General features: G+C 49.3%; 21 protein-coding genes and 3 pseudogenes. All 24 read left to right on the forward strand.

The genetic code is table 11. The annotated features are described in order from the left end of the window. The first annotated feature begins 527 nt into the window (after positions 1–527). Positions 528–761, forward strand: a complete 234-nt coding sequence (locus Xish_RS15780; protein WP_099116163.1) for a hypothetical protein — start codon at positions 528–530, stop codon at positions 759–761. Positions 762–779: 18 nt separating this feature from the next. Further along, the gene (locus Xish_RS15785; protein WP_099116162.1) at positions 780–1,040 is read left to right on the forward strand and encodes a hypothetical protein; all 261 of its coding nucleotides are present in this window, start codon (positions 780–782) and stop codon (positions 1,038–1,040) included. Between the two features lie 229 nt (positions 1,041–1,269). Continuing rightward, positions 1,270–2,424 carry a phage major capsid protein gene (locus Xish_RS15790; protein ID WP_099116161.1) on the forward strand — a complete coding sequence of 385 codons (1,155 nt, stop codon included), beginning with the start codon at positions 1,270–1,272 and terminating at the stop codon, positions 2,422–2,424. A 42-nt stretch (positions 2,425–2,466) separates the two neighbouring features. Beyond that, entirely contained in the window at positions 2,467–3,015 is a 549-nt protein-coding gene (locus tag Xish_RS15795) for an HK97 family phage prohead protease (protein WP_099116160.1), read from the forward strand. Between the two features lie 2 nt (positions 3,016–3,017). Then, positions 3,018–4,234: pseudogene (locus Xish_RS15800) on the forward strand (phage portal protein). Continuing rightward, a complete protein-coding gene (locus tag Xish_RS15805) occupies positions 4,227–4,529 on the forward strand; it encodes a head-tail connector protein (protein WP_099116159.1) in 303 nt (100 codons plus the stop codon). Before Xish_RS15800 ends, Xish_RS15805 begins: the two are co-directional and overlap by 8 nt. Continuing rightward, the gene (locus tag Xish_RS15810; RefSeq protein WP_099116158.1) at positions 4,529–4,975 is read left to right on the forward strand and encodes an HNH endonuclease; all 447 of its coding nucleotides are present in this window, start codon (positions 4,529–4,531) and stop codon (positions 4,973–4,975) included. The genes Xish_RS15805 and Xish_RS15810 overlap by 1 nt, the downstream gene beginning before the upstream one ends. Beyond that, complete coding sequence (locus Xish_RS18705; RefSeq protein WP_167383186.1) at positions 4,953–5,120, forward strand: hypothetical protein; 168 nt, start codon at positions 4,953–4,955, stop codon at positions 5,118–5,120. Before Xish_RS15810 ends, Xish_RS18705 begins: the two co-directional genes overlap by 23 nt. A 128-nt stretch (positions 5,121–5,248) precedes the next feature. Further along, a pseudogene (locus Xish_RS15820) lies at positions 5,249–5,607 on the forward strand (phage terminase small subunit P27 family). A gap of 11 nt (positions 5,608–5,618) precedes the next feature. After that, on the forward strand, positions 5,619–7,280 hold the full coding sequence (locus Xish_RS15825) for a terminase large subunit (protein WP_099118797.1): 1,662 nt from the start codon (positions 5,619–5,621) through the stop codon (positions 7,278–7,280). Between the two features lie 835 nt (positions 7,281–8,115). Further along, positions 8,116–8,397: a hypothetical protein gene (locus tag Xish_RS15830; RefSeq protein WP_099118795.1), complete on the forward strand. Its 282-nt coding sequence runs from the start codon at positions 8,116–8,118 to the stop codon at positions 8,395–8,397. A 182-nt stretch (positions 8,398–8,579) separates the two neighbouring features. Beyond that, positions 8,580–9,323: pseudogene (locus tag Xish_RS15835) on the forward strand (terminase TerL endonuclease subunit); the annotation flags it as partial. Positions 9,324–9,330: 7 nt separating this feature from the next. Further along, a complete protein-coding gene (locus tag Xish_RS18710; RefSeq protein WP_167383291.1) occupies positions 9,331–9,507 on the forward strand; it encodes a hypothetical protein in 177 nt (58 codons plus the stop codon). Continuing rightward, on the forward strand, positions 9,507–10,733 hold the full coding sequence (locus Xish_RS15840; protein ID WP_099118799.1) for a phage portal protein: 1,227 nt from the start codon (positions 9,507–9,509) through the stop codon (positions 10,731–10,733). The genes Xish_RS18710 and Xish_RS15840 overlap by 1 nt, the downstream gene beginning before the upstream one ends. Continuing rightward, complete coding sequence (locus tag Xish_RS15845) at positions 10,711–11,364, forward strand: HK97 family phage prohead protease (RefSeq protein WP_141554002.1); 654 nt, start codon at positions 10,711–10,713, stop codon at positions 11,362–11,364. Before Xish_RS15840 ends, Xish_RS15845 begins: the two co-directional genes overlap by 23 nt. A 14-nt stretch (positions 11,365–11,378) precedes the next feature. Next, entirely contained in the window at positions 11,379–12,587 is a 1,209-nt protein-coding gene (locus Xish_RS15850; RefSeq protein ID WP_099118801.1) for a phage major capsid protein, read from the forward strand. Between the two features lie 46 nt (positions 12,588–12,633). Further along, a complete protein-coding gene (locus Xish_RS15855; RefSeq protein WP_099118802.1) occupies positions 12,634–12,930 on the forward strand; it encodes a head-tail connector protein in 297 nt (98 codons plus the stop codon). A 9-nt stretch (positions 12,931–12,939) separates the two neighbouring features. Next, positions 12,940–13,266 carry a phage head closure protein gene (locus Xish_RS15860; RefSeq protein WP_099118803.1) on the forward strand — a complete coding sequence of 109 codons (327 nt, stop codon included), beginning with the start codon at positions 12,940–12,942 and terminating at the stop codon, positions 13,264–13,266. Beyond that, positions 13,253–13,642 carry a hypothetical protein gene (locus Xish_RS15865; protein WP_099118804.1) on the forward strand — a complete coding sequence of 130 codons (390 nt, stop codon included), beginning with the start codon at positions 13,253–13,255 and terminating at the stop codon, positions 13,640–13,642. Before Xish_RS15860 ends, Xish_RS15865 begins: the two co-directional genes overlap by 14 nt. Next, a complete protein-coding gene (locus Xish_RS15870) occupies positions 13,635–14,036 on the forward strand; it encodes an HK97-gp10 family putative phage morphogenesis protein (protein ID WP_099118805.1) in 402 nt (133 codons plus the stop codon). The genes Xish_RS15865 and Xish_RS15870 overlap by 8 nt, the downstream gene beginning before the upstream one ends. A 14-nt stretch (positions 14,037–14,050) precedes the next feature. Beyond that, entirely contained in the window at positions 14,051–14,518 is a 468-nt protein-coding gene (locus Xish_RS15875; RefSeq protein ID WP_099118806.1) for a phage tail protein, read from the forward strand. After that, entirely contained in the window at positions 14,515–14,862 is a 348-nt protein-coding gene (locus tag Xish_RS15880) for a phage tail protein (RefSeq protein WP_099118807.1), read from the forward strand. Before Xish_RS15875 ends, Xish_RS15880 begins: the two co-directional genes overlap by 4 nt. 227 nt (positions 14,863–15,089) lie before the next feature. Further along, entirely contained in the window at positions 15,090–18,425 is a 3,336-nt protein-coding gene (locus Xish_RS15890; protein ID WP_099118809.1) for a phage tail tape measure protein, read from the forward strand. Continuing rightward, a complete protein-coding gene (locus Xish_RS15895; protein ID WP_099118810.1) occupies positions 18,422–18,754 on the forward strand; it encodes a phage tail protein in 333 nt (110 codons plus the stop codon). The genes Xish_RS15890 and Xish_RS15895 overlap by 4 nt, the downstream gene beginning before the upstream one ends. Positions 18,755–18,760 lie beyond the last annotated feature (6 nt).

An 18,760-nucleotide genomic window follows, 5' to 3' on the forward strand; every position in this document is an offset into this window, starting at 1 on the left:
AAATGGTGGCTTTAAGGTGCAAGGCATGAAGCACAACGGCTCACCCCGTAAGTATTATGTGCTGATGTATTCCACTGATGAAATAGAAGAATAAATTCTCTATACGCGTAAAACTGACCGACAACACCGACAAACCGACAACAGTAATATAAATATCTTATAAATCAATATACTAAAATGTTAAATGTTTGTCGGTACGTTGTCGATTTGTCGTTTTCATTGGCGGACTTAAAACAAAGCACCTGCCAGAAGAAAAACTTTCTTTTTTTGGTAGGCAAAAGGATTCGGATAAATATGAAAGAGTTTATAAGTAGCGTTGTCGGTTTTCGACAACAGGAAGTGATGTTTATCTACATGAAAGATAACAATAATATTGTAATTCTAGCGATATCAAAAAATTGAGCGACAATTAACCGACAACGATTTAACAGTGTATCTAATTGATATTAAATTGTATTTTACCTCATTGTCGGTTTGTCGGTGTTGTCGGTAACTTTTCACTATATATATACAAAAATGGAGAACATATGTTAGATGCAACAACGATTGAAAGACAGGCAGCTAATTCAGCCGCGTACTGGATGGAAAGAGCAGTCAAAGAAATAGATGCTTTGTTCGGTGAGGGGTATGCCAAACAGCACCCAGAGCTTATAGCCGCATTCATGAAGACAGCGGCACGGGATGAATTAGCGATGAACATTCGTGGGATAGCTGAAGCCTTAGAAACTTTCCAAGTAACCCTATTCAGAGAAGTAGAATAATTATATAAGGGGAATATTATGCCGATTACGCAAGAAGATATCAGAGAACACTACGATTATTACGGTATTACGCAGTTAGACGATTTACATACAAGCGAGTACCGCCAGTTGGTCAATGGTCATGCTTTTTTCTTTCAGGATTCAGGTGGTAGTCTGCGCCACACATTTTCTGAGGAAATACTGGCAACCAATAAAGAGCAGTTAGATGTATTGATAGAACAATTACAGGCGTTCAGAGAAATCATGAACGACGCGCCGGATTGGATGAGTGAAAAATAAAAGTAAAGATTTGTAAATATCCCGTCCTCATGTTTCCCCTTGTTTAGACCTCCTATCACGAGGTCTTTTTTATTATTTTTCATGGTGTTAAATAGTGATTGCTGAACCATGTAGGCACGTCCTGACTTCAATTGCTCTGTAGCAAGTCCTCAAAGGCGGTAGTGCTAACCCGCTACCGCTTCCTCAAACCTGCATGACAGCGAACCCTTAACCTACATGCAGAGGCACCATGAAGAAATTACTCGAATTACGCCAGCAAAAAGCCGATTTAACCCAGCAGATGCGTTCTCTTCTCACCAAAGCCGAAGACGAAAAGCGCTCTCTTAATGCCGATGAAGCTAAACAGTTTGACGAGCTGCGCAGTCAGTCCGGTGCCCTGAATGCAGAAATCGCCCGTTATGAGGCTTTATCGGATGAAGAGCGAAATCAGGCCAAGAACCAGCCCGCCAGTAAAACACTCAGCAATGATGAACTGCGTCACTATATCGTGACCGGAGAAACCCGCACCTTGTCTACGAGCGTACCCTCCGAAGGTGGCTATACCGTTATCCCTGAGCTGAATAAACAGATCATGCAGCAACTGGCTGATGAGTCGGTTATGCGCCGGATTTGTACGATTAAGACCACGCGTAGTAATGAGTATAAACAGCTTGTTTCGGTCGGGGGTGCAGCCGTCGCCCACGGGGAAGAAGGCAAGGCACGCAGTGAGACAGCCACACCGACGATGGAAGAAGTCAGCATCAAGCTGTTTCCGATTTATGCCTACCCTAAGACTACCCAAGAAATCATCGATTTTAGCGATGTCGATATTTTAGGCTGGTTAACCTCAGAAATTGCAGATACGTTTGTTGATACCGAAGAAACCGATCTTGTGAGTGGTGACGGCAGCAAGAAAGCGAAAGGCTTCCTGTCTTATCCTCGTGATACCCAAGCCGATAAAGCCCGTGCGTTCGGTACGTTGCAAAAGCTGGAAGTTGCCAAACTGGAAGCCGATAGCCTGATTGACCTGAAATTCCTGCTCAGGAACAAATACCGTAAAAATGCGGTGTGGGTGATGAACTCCACGACGGCTGCCAAAGTGCAGAAGCTGAAAAACGGCAACGGTGATTACATCTGGCGCGAACGTCTGCAAGCAGGTGATCCTGATATGTTACTGGGCTTGCCTGTCCATTATCTCGAATTTATGCCGGATGATGCTATCGGTCTGGGTGACTTCAAACGCGGTTACTTCATCGTTGACCATGATACCGGCACACGCACCCGTCCTGACAATATCACCGAACCGGGGTACTACAAGGTACACACGGATAAATATTTGGGTGGTGGTCTGGTGGATTCCAACGCAATCAAAGTGCTCGAAATCAAAGGCACGAAAGCGGGTTAACGATAAGGGGCACTGCGCCCCTTTGTAGTCTGGAGTCTACCAATGAAAAATGATTTTGAAATCCGCACCGCTTCCCTGTCTGCCAGTGATAAGAAACTGACCGGTTATGTCATTAAGTGGAACAGCCGATCACAAGTTTTGTGGGATGAGTTTGTCGAGCAGTTCGCCCCGAATGCGTTTAGCACCAGCTTAACGGCGGGTACAGATGTCAGGGCGCTTTATGAACATGATCACATGAACCTGTTAGGCCGTACTACGTCTGGTACATTGCAGCTTGCCGAAGATGCCACCGGATTACGCTTTGAGTTAACCCCGCCTGATACCCAATTAGGGCGTGATGTACTGGCACTAGTTGAACGGGGTGATATTTCCGGTATGTCTTTTGGCTTTCGAGCTATCAAAGATCAGTGGGATGTGGGTCAGGAGCCTTATCTGAGAACCGTTTTAGAAGCGGAACTACGGGAAATCACTGTCACCAGTTTACCCGCCTACCCTGAAAGCGGTGTTGAGATTGCCAAGCGTTCGCTGAATAGGGTTAAGCCTAACAATGTTGATTTGCGTCATTACTGGCTGCAACTGTCCGAGGTGTAACTATGTGGCCTTTTAAGCGTAAAGCCGCTGAGACTCGCAGTGTCAGTATTGATGAGTTTCTTTCTCTGGCAGGTATATCTAACACCAAATCAGGCGAGCATGTTTCACCGTCTACAGCCGAAGGCTTACCCGCCGTGATGAATGCTGTCACGGTGATTAGTGAAGCCGTGGCGACCATGCCTTGCTATCTCTATCGGGTTCAGCACCAGAACGGCAAGGAGTCCCGCGAATGGCTCAGTGATCACCCCGTGGATTATTTGCTCAATGAATACCCGAATGACTGCCAGACGCCTTTTCAGTTTAAGCGAACCCTGATGCGTCATTGCTTACTCAATGGTAATGCGTATGCAGTCATAGTCTGGGGAAAAGACGGACAGCCACAATCGTTGCACCCTTACCCACCGTCAGCGGTTGTGCCGCAACGATTATCGGATCACCGCTTTGCTTACACCATTACCGAACCTTATAGCGGCAAGGTCAAAACCTACCTACAAGAAGAAGTATTGCATTTGCGTTATGCCACCGAAGATGGCTTTTTGGGGCGTTCGCCAGTCACCATCTGCCGTGAAACACTGGGTTTGGGGCTGGCACAACAGCGCCACGGTGCCAGCATAATGAAAGAGGGCATGATGGCAGCGGGCGTGATTAAAGCCGCTGACTGGCTGGATGGCATCAAGGGCAATAAGGCACTGGAAGCCCTCGAACGTTATAAGGGCGCTCGCAATGCAGGGAAAACGCCCATTCTTGAGGGGGGGATGGAATACCAACAGTTAGGCATGAGCAACCAAGATGCGGAATGGCTGGCCTCTCGTCGCTTCACGATTGAAGATATTGCCCGTATGTTCAATGTCAGCCCGATCTTCCTGCAAGAGTATTCGAACAGTACCTACAGTAATTTTAGCGAAGCATCACGCGCTTTTCTGACGATCACCATGCGCCCGTGGCTGGCTAACTTTGAGCAGCAAATCAAGTCCGCCTTGCTGATGAACTCACCAAAACGAGGCATTCGCTACCAAGTTGAATTTGACACAGCCGATCTACTGCGAGCCAATCCGAAAGAACGCTTTCAGAGCTACGAGACGGCGATTAAATCCGGTGTGATGTGCCCGAATGAAGCCCGTGAACGCGAGGGATTATCCCCCGTGATGGTGGCGATGAGTTTAGCCAGGCATGGAAGCAAGAGGTCAGTATTAAAAAAACAGAGGTGAAAGATGAGTAACCCTCTCATAACATTGGACGAAATCAAACAACATTGCCGGATAGATGAAAGTGATACGTTAGAAGATACCTTACTTCAAGGTTATGCCAATGCTGCCTTAGAAGTCTGCCAGCAACATATCGGCAAGCGCTTTGATGATGGCTTGGTATTCAGTCCGGCGATCAAAGTTGGCTGTTTACTTTATATCGGTTTACTGTATGAAACTCGTTCGATGGTGGCAGATAAGGAACTGAAAGAAATCCCGTTCACCATCAAATCATTATGGTCTGTCTATCGTGATGTAGGAGTCTACTGATGCCGTGGCAACCGTTAAAGCGCTGTAGCTATCCCAATTGCCGTGAGCGGGTCAAGTCTGGTCGCTGTGAGCAGCACAAACGGGAAGCTAGACGACAACAGGACAGTAAACGAGGCTCAAGGCGTGAGCGAGGTTATACCCCTGCATGGGATAAATACCGTCTGCAATTCCTTAAGTCCAATCCGCTGTGTGTGCATTGTTTCAAGGTAGGTGTGTATGCCCCAGCGACGATTGTGGATCATATCATACCCATTGACGGTGGTAGTGATGTGCTGTTTTGGCCTGACTTCAATCACCAGCCGCTATGTAATAGCTGCCACAGTCGAAAGACCGTGACCACTGACCCAACAACGAAACAGCGGCGTAAGAATGGGGAATATCGGGAACTGGAAGCAAAGGCAGCCCAGCGCAATAACTGGATTCATGAGTATAACCAAGATGCGTGAAGATGAAGTGGATCAACTCCTTAAAGGGTTACTCAAGCACAGTGAACCTTACCGACAACAAAATCAGATTGCGCCTGAGAAACCCACAGCGAGGCGCAAGACACAGCGTGATAGGGAGCTAATGGAATGCTTCCGAAATCGCTAGAGAAGCACTCAGAAGGGGGTGGGGTGTCAAAAATGACAAACGCCCTGCCTCATGGCACCACCCGCCCCTCGAATTTTTATGCACGGCACTTTTTTCAATAGCAGTAACTTCATAGGAAACAATAGATTATGGCAAGAGCACCCAAACCCCCGTTTATTTAAATGAGATTGCCGCCGAGCAATGGAAATCAAAAGCCAAAATCCTCAACGAACGGGAAGATCTCAGCCCAGCAGACTGGAACAACTTAGAACTCTATTGCGTTAACTATGCGATTTACCGTAAAGCCGTTGAAGACATTGAAGTGCGCGGGTTCGCAGTGGAAGGTTCACGCGGTGCAGCGACCAGTAACCCCTCACTGAAAGCGAAAGCCGATGCGGAAAAAATCATGATAAAAATGTCGTCATTGCTGGGCTTTGATCCGGTTTCCCGCCGCCGAAATCCGGTAGAAAGCGATGAACCCGACGATTTAGATGTGCTGATGGCCTGAGTGATACCCCGATGAACGCATGGGAACAGTACGCTTTTGATATCAAAAACGGCAATATTCCGGCCTGTAAACGGGTAAAACAGGCCGTGAAACGCTACTTTAACGACCTGAATAACCCGCTTTATATGTTCGATACCGAAGTTGTAGAACGTTTTGTGGGCTTTTCCCGTCTCTGCCCGCACGTCAAAGGCCACTTGCGCGGTAAGCCGATTATGCTTGAACCGTGGCAACAGTTCGCCTTTGCGAATCTGTTCGGCTTCAAGGTTAAGGCCACCGGTCGCCGGAAATACCGCAGTGCTTATATTCAGGTGCCGCGCAAAAATGCCAAATCCACGGTAGCCGCGATACTGGCTAACTGGTTTCTGGTGATGGAGAACGGGCAGCAGGATATTTACACCGCCGCCGTGAGTCGGGATCAGGCGCGTATTGTGTTTGATGATGCCCGCCAGATGTGCCTGCTTTCAAAACCACTCAAGAAGCGGGTATCTATCCAGCAACACAAAGTGACTTATACCAAGAGCAACAGCCTGTTAAAACCGTTGGCAGCCAAAGCCGCCACGATTGAGGGTACTAACCCCAGCCTTGCTATTGTCGATGAGTATCATTTGCACCCCGATAACGCGGTTTACTCTGCCCTTGAATTGGGGATGGGCGCCCGTCCCGAAGGCATTCTGTTTGCCATTACTACGGCAGGCAGTAACGTGATATCCGCCTGTAAACAGCACTATGATTATTGCTGTCAGATATTGGAGGGTGAAGAACAAAATGAATCCCTGTTTGCCCTGATCTACGAACTGGACGACGAGAACGAGATTGATGATGAAGCCCTCTGGATAAAGGCTAATCCTAACCTGAATGTTTCCGTAGACAGTGATGCTTTGCACGACACAATCCAGAAAGCACGAGGCATTCCCTCGCAATGGACTGAGATGCTCACCAAACGCTTTAATATCTGGTGTCAGGGTGAAACGCCGTGGATGGGTGAAGGCGCATGGAAAGACTGCCAGTCAGACTATGACGAAAACGACCTCAAAGGCTTGGAATGCTACGCTGGATTAGATTTATCTTCAACGGGGGATATCACCAGTATCTGTTACACGTTCCCCGTGGATAACGAACTGTTATTACTGACCCGCCATTACTTGCCGGAAGCCCAGCTACAGAACCCTGCTAATAAGAATCGGGCAGTGTATCGCCAATGGGCACAAATGGGCTGGATACGTACCACGACCGGCGATTGTATTGATTATGACCGTATCCGTGATGACATTCTCAAGGATAGCCAGCACTTTGATATCAAACTGGTGGGCTTTGACACATGGAACGCCACACACTTACGCACACAACTACAGGGTGCAGGGCTGGATGTTGAGCCGTTCCCGCAAACCTACATGCGGTATAGTCCCGTAGCTAAATCCGCCGAAGTCTTTGTTAACCGCAAAATCATTCGTCACAATGGCGATCCGGTTCTCGCATGGGCGATGTCTAATGTCGTAATGGAGACAGACGCGAACGCCAATATCAAGCCGAACAAGAAGAAGTCCGCGAATAAAATAGACCCTGCAATTGCGTTTCTGATGAGTTTTGGTACATGGCAGGCAGAGCATGAAGAGTTTGCTTTTAGTCTCAATGAGGAGCAGAAGCAGCGGCTGGCTGACTTTGACGGTATTTAGATAACTTGTTGATTTTGCTTATTTCCCGCACGATGCGGGAATTCTGGTTTTGTGACAGAATTAAGTGAAATCAAAGGGTTAAATGGGCTTGAAAATCCCAATTAGCGTAACCCATTGATATCTAATCAGACGCCATATTTGGCGTCTGGTCATAGTGTAACTGACCCAATTATTTTGGGTTACCTGTCTCGTGGCAAGAAACAAGAACTACATCTCTTTAAGAGTGTTAGTTATAGATCACTCAATAGATTGAACTGCCCCTCTTTAAGAGGTTCAGTTTGTCCCGACGAAATTCGTCGATGCAAAATCCAATATCCGATAATCGGACTTTGGGTGTCACTGACAGTTAGTCAGTCGCAAATGGTCTTGAGCGTAACCGATAGTTACTCACAATTTGAGCGTCAGTCTGGCTGACTCACAGAATTTGTACAACTCATTAAGAGGTGCGCACAAAAGAGTTATACGAAAACAGATGGTTAAGTTGTTTTGTCCAGTACGTTATGTCCAAGTAATTCATTGAAATACAGTGAATTTACTGCGGTTGTCCAGCACATAAATTAACCATTACGGAAATCATGATAGGGTGGTCAAAGTGACCCCCTCGGAAGAATCAAGGAGTTACCTAACTATGGTGAAGATCACCACGGTTGCTACTTCTCCTCAAAGTGAGGATGAACGAGAATATCAATGAGTTATAAATAACTCAGGTGGGTTTGAGTTTAAGCCGTCCAGCACAAGGTTACTTAATGTAACCCAGTACGTATTATGTTCGCAGTTATTTAAGTTATTGATTATTATCATGATTTAAATCCCAACCATCTATAGGCGGTGGAACATGGCACGAAGACAGAAGAAGAATGCACCCTCGATAGTCGCTACGATCACAGGCAAGATTACCGTTCCCCCCAAGCGTATCAAGTGCCAGACGGGTAAGGTGATGGCAGTCGCTACTATGCAAGCACAGAGCGAGAAACGCAGTGATTACCCGCTGCGTGTCGTGGGCTTTGATGAGATGGCACTATCGGTGATGTTGTTACAGAAAGGCCAGGTGATCACAGTGACGGGAAAGGCTTCTTACTGGCAGGGGTATCAGTTAACTGCTTCCTCAATCACTTAATAGGTTCCGACGAAATTCGGCGCAACCTCTTCACAAGGTTGGTGCGTTTAGCGTACTGACCTCATTTCACTCTATCCCTTCATAAAATTACTGTGTATTGCAATGTGCATTGCAGACAGCAAATAAAATACCAATAAAAACAATTAAAATCGTTATAAATCAATTAAATAATAAGAATTTGCAATTTCTTCACCAAGCACATGAACCTGTGGGTGAGTGCCGAGTCGGCGTGGATGGACATGCTTAAGTGGGATGACTGCGAACCGCTGGCACCCCCGCATGAACTGAAAACCTACCCGATGTGGGTCGGCGTGGATTTGGCGAACAAGATTGATATCTGTGCCGCCGTCAAGGTGTGGCAGGGTAATAACGGGCATGTCCATGCTGACTTTAAGTTCTGGTTACCGGAAGGCCGGCTGGAACGCTGTTCCCGTCAAATGGCGGAGCTTTACCGCAAGTGGGGGGAGATGGGTGCCCTGATACTGACCGATGGTGAGGTAGTCGATCATGCCCAGATAAAAGAAGAGCTGCTGCACTGGGTGGCTGGCGACAACTTAAAAGAGCTTGGCTTCGATCCGTGGAGTGCGCTTCAATTCAGTCTGGCGCTGGAGGAAGACGGCGTACCTCTGGTGGAAGTGGCACAAACCGTGCGTAACCTGTCCGAGTCCATGAAATCACTGGAAGCGGCGGTGTACAGCGGCAAATTCCACCATAACGCCCACCCGGTAATGAACTGGATGATGAGCAACGTCACCATCAAGCCGGATAAAAATGACAACATCTTCCCTAACAAATCCACGCCGGAAGCCAAAATCGATGGTCCCGTTGCGTTGTTTACTGCCCTGAGCCGGTTGCTGGTGAATGGGGGTGAACAGCCGGAAAGTCTCTCTGACATCCTGATCAACCGAGGTTTACGTTCCCTCTGAGGTTTTTATGAAACTGTTAATTTATGTTGCCCCGCTGGTCGGACTGGCAGGCGGTGCCCTGTTGTCTTATGGCGCATGGCTGCTGTTGCCCGCCGCGGGGTTCATGGTGGCGGGCGGGCTGTGTCTGGGCTGGTCGTATCTGGTCTCACGGATGCTGGGCCACACACCGGATAGGGAGGCCTGATGTTCTTTCCCGGACTGTTTCGAAAATCCGCCGAACCGATGACCTCACGGGAGTTGAGCGAACTGATCGGCTTGTCCTATGACACTTACACCGGACGGCGGGTCAGCCCGCAGTTAGCGATGCAACTGACCGCCGTCTTTAGTTGTGTGCGGGTACTGGCGGAATCGGTCGGTATGTTGCCCTGTTCACTGTATGAGCAACTGGGGCGGGGTAACCGGCGTGCCGTCAAAGAACGGCTGCATAAACTGCTGTCGGTCAAGCCCAATAACTACATGACTCCGCAGGAGTTTTGGGAGTTACTGATTGCCTGCCTGTGCCTGCGCGGCAACTTTTACGCCTACAAGGTGAAGGCACTGGGGGAAGTAGTGGAATTGCTGCCCCTAGATCCGGGCAGCGTGATCCCAAAACTGAATAATGACTGGCTGCCGGAATATCAAGTGACCTTTCCGAACGGTGACACCGCCACCCTGAGCCAGAATGAAATCTGGCACGTGCGCATCTTTACGCTGAATGGCCTGATGGGATTAAGCCCGATTGCCTATGCGCGACAAGCGATTGGGCTGGGGCTGGCGACCGAAGAGCATGGGTCGCGATTGTTCGGTAACGGGGCGGTCACCAGCGGGGTACTGCAAACAGATCAGCCACTGAAAGATGACGCCTTTAACCGCCTGAAAGCCGATTTTGAGTCCCGCCATCAGGGGCTGGTTAATGCCCATAAACCTCTCATTCTGGAGGCTGGGCTGAAATGGCAGCAAATCAGTTTATCCGCCGAAGATGCGCAGTTTCTGGAAACCCGCAAGTTTCAGTTGGAGGAAATTTGTCGCATTTTCAGGGTTCCCCTGCATATGGTGCAGAACACTGACCGTGCCACCTTTAACAACATTGAGAATTTAGGGATTGGGTTTATCAATTACTCACTCGTCCCCTATCTCACGCGCATTGAGCAGCGGATCAATGCAGGGCTGGTGAAAAACAGCAAGCAAGGGCAGCTCTACGCCAAGTTCAACACGGGTGCACTCTTGCGGGGTGATATGAAATCCCGCTTTGAAGCCTACGCGACCGGGATTAACTGGGGGATCTACTCGCCGAACGAGTGCCGGGAGCTGGAAGAACTCAACCCACGTGAGGGGGGTGACATTTACCTTACCCCGATGAATATGACAACCAAACCGGAAGACCAAACGGAGGATAAACCGCATGCCGATAATGACGAAACAACGGCTTGATGTTCCCCTAAAAATCAAATCCGTCAGCGACTCCGGTGAGTTCGAGGGCTACGGGTCGGTTTTCGGGGTGAAAGACAGCTACGACGATATTGTGTTACCGGGGGCGTTTGCCAGCACCCTGAAACAATGGGGTGACAAAGGCAGCTTGCCCGCGCTGCTCTGGCAGCACCGGATGGATGAGCCGATCGGTATCTATACCGAGATGAAAGAAGACGAAACCGGCTTATATCTCAAAGGGCGACTGCTGATTGATGATGATCCATTGGCAAAACGTGCTCATGCCCACATGAAAGTCGGCTCGCTTTCCGGCCTGTCCATCGGTTATATCCTGAAAGACTGGGAATATGACCGGAGCAAAGAGGCATTTTTACTAAAAGAGCTGGATTTATGGGAAGTGAGTCTGGTGACCTTTCCCGCTAACGACGAAGCAAGGGTAAGCAACGTGAAATCGGCGTTTGCCCGCGGCGAATTACCCTCACAAAAGAGTATTGAGCGAGTCCTGCGCGACGTTGGACTTTCGCGAACTCAGGCCAAGGCATTTATGGCTGAGGGGTACGGCGCGTTGTCTCTGCGTGACGCTGAAACGGACGTGTCCATTTTGAATGCATTGAAAACTATTACTTTTGAATAATCACGGAGTCCATTATGGCAGTTGAATTGAAAGATGTTGAACAGGTCGCGCAGGAAATCAAAGGGCGCTTTGACGAGTTCAAAGAGAAGAACGATAAACGCTTTGAGGCGATTGAGGCTGAAAAAGGCAAACTGGCCGGTCAGGTCGATACCCTGAACGGCAAGCTGTCTGAGCTGGATACCCTGAAAACCGCGCTGGAAGAAGAGCTGGCCGGACTGAAACGACCGGCAGGCGAAACCAACAGCAAAGCGGTGAATGAACACAAAGCCGCCTTTGGTCAGTTTATCCGCAAAGGCAAGGAAGACGGGCTAGCCGAACTGGAACAAAAGGCGATGCAGACCACGACCGATCCCGATGGCGGCTATGCTGTGCCGGAAGAGCTGGATCGCAATATCATTACGGCGCTGCGTGATGAAGTGGTTATGCGTCAGGAGTGTAATGTCGTCACCGTGGGTTCACCTAACTTTAAACGTTTGGTTAATCAAGGCGGAACCAACAGTGGCTGGGTTGGTGAAGTGGATGAACGCCCTGAAACCAGCACCTCAAAATTAGCCTCTATTGAGCCAACCTGGGGTGAAATTTACGGCAACCCAGCAGCAACACAAACCATGCTTGATGATGCTTTCTTTAATGTTGAGCAATTTATCACGGGTGAACTGACTATTGAGTTTGCTGAGCAAGAAGAAGCTGCGTTCACTAACGGCAATGGCGTTAAAAAGCCAAAAGGCCTATTAGCGTATGGCAGTGATGACAAAGCAGACAAAGATCGTGACTGGGGTAAATTGCAGCACTTGTTACTGAAAAAGCCGACAGAAGTCACAGCAGATGAAATTATGAAACTGATTTACACCATGCGTAAGGTGTATCGCTCAGGCTCTAAGTTCATGATGAACAACAATACCTTGTTTCAGGTTCGTACGCTGAAAGATGCTCAGGGCAACTACTTATGGCAACCGGGCTTGCAATTAGGCCAGCCTTCCGCGTTGTTAGGCTATGGCATTGCTGAAAATGAACAATTTTCCGATGTCGTTGCTGAATCAACCCCAATTGCATTTGGTAACTTCAAGCGTTGTTACACCATTCTCGACCGCATTGGTGTTCGCATGTTGCGTGACCCGTACACACACAAACCATTCGTGCATTTCTACACCACCAAGCGCGTGGGTTCAATGTTAGTGGACAGTAACGCGGTGAAGCTGCTGAAAGCCGCGGGTGGTAAGTAAGTCTCATCTTCGGGCGGCTTCATGCCGCCCTGTTATAGGGGGAAACATGCCATTACCCACGATTGAAGAGCTGCGGTTGCAGTGTCGGATTGACTCTGACGAAGAAGATCCATTGTTACAAGCTTATCTTGAGTCTGCCAGAGAAAAGGCTATCAATTACCTGAATCGCAATGTCTACGAAGAAGTGGTGCCTGATACCGATCCCGAGGGGATACTACTCACCCCCTTGATTAAGCTGGCTTTAATGCTGGCGGTGGGGTTTTGGTATGAAACCCGCGATCCGAAACGGTTGCCACAGGGCTTCAGGGACTTGCTGGACGATTACCGGATAAAACCCGTCTAGGAGGTCAGGATGCTGGCAAATGAAATGAATAAGCGTATCAAACTGTTTCGCCCCGTTATTACCCGTGACGTACTCGGTGCTGAAACCGTCACGCCGGAATACGTCACCACGGTCTGGGCGAAGGCGGAAGCGATGTCTAACCGTAAAATCCGCACGGCCGACCAGCAACAAGTGATTGAAGTTCAGCAATTTACTGTCAGGTCGCGCAAGGATATTGATATCAACTGGTTGATTGAACATCAGGGGCGGCGGTTTACCGTGCGCGCCGTGGACAATAACCAGCCTGACCGCTCGATTATCAGCGCCGAAGCCGAGGTACGTCATGATCGAGCTTGATATTCACGCCGATTTGGCGCGCATTACACAGTTGCCGGTCTATCCGCTGATATTACCGTCCTCGGAGCTGGAGGGGGTGACCTACCAGCGTATCAGTGACCCGAAGTTCAACACCGGGCTTGCCCCTGCGCGACTGGTTGAGGGGCGCTTTCAAATCGGCATTATTACCTTGAATTATACTAAGGCTCTGCAACTGGAAGCCCGACTACGCTCGGTGTGGGAGGTGATACAGCATGGTGCCATCGGGCGTACGCCAGTGCAAACCATTGTACGCGGGGCATTGATTCAGGACATGATCGAGGAAACCAGCAACCGTAAGCGCTACCGCGTCACCCGTGATTTTATCATCACCTTTGCGGAGATGCCTGATGATTAGCGCCAAAATATCCGGTCTGGAAGAACTGGGGCGTCAGTTGCAGGCATTGAATATTGAACTCCAGACGCAAATCTTGCGCAAGGCAGGGAAAACCGCGATGGAAATCGTCAAAGAAGATATGGAAACCCACGCCGGATACGACAAGAAAAGTGACGGTCCCCATATGCGGGACAATATCAAAATCCGTTCAACAAAATCCAAAAAATACAAGGGTGGGGTGATGATCACTGTTGGCCCCACTCAACCCCATCGGATGAAAGCGTTAGCGCAGGAAATGGGTACCCTCAAGCAGGTGCCGAAGCCGTTTATCCGTCCAGCACTGGATTACAACAAAACCGCCGTAGTCAAGGTGCTGGCGCAGGAGATCCGCGATGCCCTATCCATTTATAGTTAATAGGAGAACACACGATGGCAACATCACCTGAATATGCCGTATTGCCTGCCGGTACGGTCGTGAAGTTTGGCAAACCCGGCGATACCGTGGAAAAAATGCGCCCATTGATTAACTGTAAGGCACTGGGTGCCACGGGGTTAACGGGCAGTTTTATTGACTGCACCACCCTGATGGATACCAACAAACAGTTTATTTCCGATATGCCGGAAGGTCCCGAAAAGTCATTAGGCTTTATTGATGACCCTGAAAACGCCGATTTTACAGTATTCCTGAATGCGGCAGAGCAACGCGAAACCGTCCAGTTTTACATTGCCCTGCCGAATAAACGCACGGCAACTATGATATTGGCGCTGTCCGGCTGGGAAATGAACGATATCAACGCGCCTGCCAGTGAAGTGATCCAAATCACCGTCAAGGGTAAACAAAATAACCTCGTCTGGGGTATCGCCAGCACGAAACAAACCGGAGTCACCCAACCATGAAAAACCTGAAAGCTGCCTTATTGACCCCGCGTCCGCACATCAAAGCGGTGGAGTTATTTGGCGTACCCGTGAATCTGCGTCGCATGACCGCCGCCGAACTGCTGACGCTGGAAGAGCAAGCCGAAAAGCTGAGTGAAGCCGGTGACGGACGCGAGGCTTCCCGCCTGAATATCCAGATGTTGCTGGATTGTCTGGTGGATGATAAGGGTCAGCCCATCCCGACAGCCGATTTGCCCACGACAGATGAACTCATGTCGATTCACGACAACGCCACAATGATTGAGGCTATCCAGACCGTGAAACGGCACTCCATCGGTACTCTGGAGGACGCCGAAAAAAACTAACCCACTCGCCGACGCTGCACTTTGCCTTTGCCCTCGCGGAGCAGCTCGGCGAAATAGATCCCTATCGCATCCTGTCTTTGCCTGCGTCTACGCTCAATGAGTGGCAGGCCTATTACCGACTGAAAAACCGCCAACAGCCAGACAGTCCATCCGCTGCGTCCGTACCTGCCCCCCGCGACACGATCCAGACACAGTGTGATGCTGTCATGAAATTATTAGGTTAAGTTATGGCTAATTTATCTACATTGACGGTCGGCTTGCTGGTCAATGCCACCTCGTTTAAGTCCCAGATCATGGATGCCTACCGCCACGCCGGACGGGAATCGGAGCGTTTTACCGATAAAGCAGCATCGGATGCCAAAAAGGTAAAGAAAACCTACAGTTCGCTGGCAAATCAAATCCAATCTGTGTCCGGTCAGTTAATGCTGCTGGCCGGGACCGGGTTCTCACTGGGCACTATCATTTCGCATACCCGTAAATACGGACAAGCGTTGTCTGATCTGTCCGCCATTACTGGAGCCACAGGCGCACAGTTAAAGAAACTGGATGAAGAAGCCCAGCGGCTGGGACGCACCACGGAATTTGGGGCAACGGGTATTGCTCAGGCGCTCAAGCTGATGGCCTCGGCAAAACCGGAGTTACTGAAGAACACACAGGCACTAACGCAGGCGACTGAAAAAGCGGTGATACTGGCACAAGCGTCGGGCATTGAGTTGCCGGAAGCGACCAAAGCGTTAGCCCTGTCCCTCAATCAATTCGGTGCGTCAGCGGCTCAAGCCGAACGCTACATCAACGTACTGGCGGCTGGGGCAAAGTACGGTTCCTCTGAAATCAACGAAACGGCGCAGGCCATCAAGAACGGTGGCACCATGGCCTCGCAGGCGGGCATGTCGTTTGAAGAACTCAATGCCGCGATTCAGGTGCTAGCCAAAGGTGGGATCAAAGGGGCGGAAGCCGGTGTGGCTATCCGCAACGTGGTGTTAGCGCTGGAAAAATCCACCGATAAAAACCTGAAACCGTCCGTGGTGGGCTTGAGTGCCGCGCTGGAGTACCTGAAAAATAAACAGTTATCTACCGCACAGGCCGCGAAATTGTTCGGTCGGGCTAACCTGAGTGCAGCATCGCAATTAGTCACCGGACGGCGTGAACTGGACGAACTCAAGAAGTCTCTGACTGGGACACAGGTCGCCTATGAACAGGCATCAGCCAGGGCGAACAATCTGAGCTCCGATCTGGATGTATTGAGCAGTGCCTTTGAAGGGTTGGCGATTAAAGTCGGGCAGAGTGCAGATGGTCCCTTGCGTACCGGTGTTCAGGGGGCAACCAGTGCCATTAATACCCTGGCGGAAAATTTCAATCTGGCGGCTGCGGTTGCTTTGCATACGCTTATCCCGGTTGTAGCGACTAAACTGACGGCGGGATTACGTGAGAATATTAGTGCGTGGAAAGCCACCGAGAAAGCCACCCGTGATGCAGCTAAACAGCAGGCGGTAACAGCGCAAAGAACAATAGAGTCAGCCAGAGCCATACGTGAACAAGCCGGAGAGCAAAATCGGTGGTTGACTACCCAGAAAATGATCAATAAGCAGCACAGTATTGATATTAGTTATCAGAAAGAATATACGGCTAACTTTCGTAAAATCAAAGAATCCATTGCCACCGAAACGTCCGCGAAGAATCTTTTGGCTGAGGCTAACCGAAAATTGTCGTATTCCACCCGTCTTCTGTCAGGGGCGACGGCTGGTGCACGGGGTGCTTTTTCGTTATTAGGTGGCCCATTCGGCGTGGCAATGCTCGCAGGTTCAGCTATCTATTATTTTCACCAAAGAGCGCAGGAAGCCCGAGAAAGTGCCACCAATCTAACGAGTGCGGTACTCGAAACAAAAAATGCCCTGATGCAACTCTCAAAGGTTGAATTGTCCTCTAAAATTCTGAACTACAGGGATGCGCTGGATAAACAAAAGGAAGAAACTGACAAGATATGGCTTGATTTGCAAGGTAAGAAAAACCTTGTCTCTGGCGTTGGGCTGGGCGGCTTATGGGCAGATAAAAAGAAAGCACAAGAAGGTGTTGTGCACGCAGAGGCGGAATACGAAAAAGCGCGCAAAAAAACGGAATTTCATAAGAAGCAACTTGAAGAATCTCAGGCTGCCTTAAAAGCACTTGAGGCGGGCGAAAAACCCATTTCATCTAAATCTCAGTCCGAAGAGAGTAATAACAAATCGTGGACAGGCAGTGACGACGACGAGGGTAAAGGGAGCAAAAAGAAAAAAGGCAGCACCCAAATCCTGAACCAGTATCACCAGTTGCGCTTTGACATTGAAAGGGCGCATTCGACGAGTTTAGGGCGTATCATACTCAGTGAGCGGGAAACTGAAAAAAAACTGAATGAAGTCAGCAAGTCAGGATTAGTGTCCCAGAATGAAATTCAGCGCCTGAAAGCCCTTAATGCTGAAAACCACCAGAAGCAGCGCCTTGAATTGGCAGAACGCTACGCTCCTGTAAAAGCCCTGATCCGACAGGAAGAAGAAGCTAATCGGGAACTGAAAGCGCTGTACTCTGAGCGACTATTGACAGAGCAGGAATATTTATCAGCTAGCAGAACCCTGTATCAAACTTCGGTCAAGGACAAATTAGCAGAGCAGGCCAAACAGATTGCTGCACCACGTCTAGATATGGCAGGCGAGGTAGATCCGGTTGTACAACTGCACAATCAGCTTGCTGAGCAAACCGCACTTTACGACACCTATTACCGAAACGGACTGATCAGTAAAGAGCGCCATGAGCAATTAATGACTGCCGCAACCAACCGCTCCAAGGATGCACAATTTGCCGCCGCAAAAGATTTATATGCTTCACAGGGTGATTTTCAAAAAATGCAAATGGGGCTGCTTGATGTCGTAGAACAACGAACAGGGAATGCCCTTACCGGTATGTTAATGGGTACTAAATCATTTTCTGAATCCATGAAAGAGCTGTCCGCGTCATTGGCACAATCCATTATTCAGGATCTGGTTCGTATAGCCATGCAAGCCATGATTACTAAAGCAGTGTCTGGATTCTTCGGCGGATTCGGTGGAGCATCTGCGGGGATCAGTTCGTTAGCGTCGGCGGGTAGTGGGGCATCATCTGCCAGCGTGGGCGCAATGGGAATGTCTACCAGTTGGCAAAGTTTTACCCCTAACGCCAAAGGCGGCGTCTACAACTCACCCAGCCTGAGCAGTTACAGCGGGCAGATAGTCAGTAGCCCGACGCTATTTGCTTTTGCGAAAGGTGCTGGCTTGATGGGTGAGGCGGGTCCCGAAGCTATTTTACCGTTAAAGCGGGGATCTGATGGTAGGCTGGGTGTGGAGGCCAGCGGCGGGACAAGCAATCAGACTACCAATCATGTGAGTATTGTGATTAATTCTGATGGAAACCACGAAGTGAAAACAACCAGTGGCTTTGAATCGGCAGGGCAAGATATCGCGAATTTCATCGACCAGCGATTCAAATTATTACTGCATAAGAGCTTGGGGCAAGGTGGTGAATTAAGCACAGCCATTAAAGGAGGCAGAAGGTGATAAGTACATTTGATTTCCCCGCAAGGGTCGGCGCTGTTGGTGAATTTGAACCCGTAGTGCGTTCTGTTCAGTTCGGGGACGGGTATAAGCAAACCACCGGTGACGGGATTAATTCACAACGAGAAAGCTGGCCGTTGTCCTTTGTGGGTACGTTGTCTGAAATCGAACCTATTATTGTTTTTTTGCGTGAGCACCAAGGTTGGCGCTCATTTAAATGGCGTAATCCGCTGTCTGAACTGGGGTTGTATCAGGCCGGAAGATTCAACATACAGGCCAACGGGTCTCATCTTACTCTCTCTGTGACGTTCACTCGCACCTATCATTCTTAAGAGATT

It is taken from the genome of Xenorhabdus ishibashii, assembly GCF_002632755.1.
GTDB lineage: Bacteria > Pseudomonadota > Gammaproteobacteria > Enterobacterales > Enterobacteriaceae > Xenorhabdus > Xenorhabdus ishibashii.